At 75.2% G+C, this 1,442-nt stretch carries 1 protein-coding gene and 1 pseudogene; one reads left to right on the top strand and one right to left on the bottom strand.

Annotated elements, in window-relative coordinates; genetic code table 11:
* Positions 1 to 740 (top strand): annotated as a pseudogene (locus B7L92_RS28480) (hypothetical protein); the annotation flags it as partial.
* Between the two features lie 19 nt (positions 741 to 759).
* On the opposite strand, the gene B7L92_RS28475 reads toward B7L92_RS28480, so the two are convergent.
* Positions 760 to 1,173, bottom strand: a complete 414-nt coding sequence (locus B7L92_RS28475) for a VOC family protein (protein ID WP_081240260.1) — start codon at positions 1,171 to 1,173, stop codon at positions 760 to 762.
* Positions 1,174 to 1,442 lie beyond the last annotated feature (269 nt).

Genomic DNA, 1,442 nt, shown 5'->3' with positions numbered 1-1,442 from the left:
CCGTAGGTGAGGGCGCCGACGCCCCGCTCGAGCCGCTGCTCGACTGGGCCCTGCGCGCCCTCGCCTCCGTCGGCGCCCTCACCTACGGCGACGGGCAGGCCACGCTCACCCCGCTCGGCAGCTGGGCGGTGTGGGTCAAACTGGAGCAGATCTGCGTCGCCGCGCAGAGCCCCGCCGGGAACATCGAGCAGGGGGCCGAGGACATGCTCCGCGGCTGTGCCCAGCTGCGGCCCAACGCGGCCCGCGCCGAGTACCGCGCCTGGCTCGCCGCCCGCCCGGTCGGCAGCGCCGTCACCGAGCTGATCGGCGCCGCCCGGGGCGAGGACGCCCTGCTGCGCGGTCTCGCCTTCGAAGCCCTGCGCTTGGTCGGCGCCCCCGCCGAGCCCGAGGTCCGCGCCGTGCTCGACGAGCCGACGCTGCGGCCCTACGCCCTGCTGTGGCTCGCCGAGCACGAGGGAGCCGACCCCGAGGACGCCCCCGCGGTCCTCACCCGGGAGGAGGCGACCTGGCTCTGGGTGGACACCGCGGCCGCCGTCGCCGACCACGGCGAGGCCCCCCTGCTGGTCCGGCACCTGGAGTCCGCGGTGCAGCCGACCGTGCCCGCCCTGCTCAACGAGGTGCGCGCCGTCGGCCACCCGCGCACCGTGCAGGTCCTGGTCGCGCTCGCCGCCGCGCATCCCGACCCCGCCCTGGCCAAGGCCGTCCGCCGGGCCGCCTTCCAGGTGCACACCGGGGGCTGACGCCGCCGACGGCCTCCTCTCAGGTCCCGGCCCCGGGCGCGTACGTGCCGAAGCCCCAGACGTTGCCCTCGAGGTCCCGGGCCAGGTAGTCCCGCGAGCCGTGGTCCTGGTCCGTCGGGGGCATCAGGATCTCCGCGCCCCGCTCCACCGCCCGCCGGTGGTGTGCGTCGACGTCGTCCACGACGATGTACACCCCGGCCGGGCCCGCGCCCTTCATCGCGGTGTCGAACACCCCGCCGCGGCCCCGGGAACCCAGCATCACCGCGCCGTTGCCCTGCGCCAGTTCGGCGTGCACCACCGTGCCGTCCTCGCCCTCGTACACCGACAGCTCCGTGAAGCCGAGGGCCTCCGTGAGCTGCCGGATCGCCGCCTTCGCGTCCGCGTACAGCAGCGTCGGGAAGACGCTCAGACGTCCGCCGCCCGTGCCTGCCATGGCGATCACCTCCTCGTGTGTCGTAGCCGGACATCACCGGACATTCCCTGCGTCGCTCAGTGTGGCACCGGTCACCGACAGTGCCCCGGACCGTTCGCGCGGGAAGGGGGCGGGCGGGGCGCGGCCGAACGCCGCGCACGGGAAAACCGGTTGCACGGCCCCGTTAGAATGGCTCGCATGGCCATTCTCCTCGCGCATTAGACGGCGGGAACGTCCTCAGCCGCCCCTCCCGCCCCCTCCCCCGACCTCTCGACCACGCTGAGCAGGGG

The sequence above is a fragment of the Streptomyces viridosporus genome (assembly GCF_002078235.1).
In the GTDB taxonomy this organism is placed as follows: Bacteria; Actinomycetota; Actinomycetes; order Streptomycetales; family Streptomycetaceae; genus Streptomyces; species Streptomyces viridosporus.
This window is presented reverse-complemented; position numbering and strand designations above follow the sequence as displayed.

Coding starts and splice junctions, on each gene's coding strand:
- B7L92_RS28475 (WP_081240260.1), bottom strand. CDS start 1,173: ATGGCAGGCACGGGCGGCGGACGTCTGAGCGTCTTCCCGACGCTGCTG.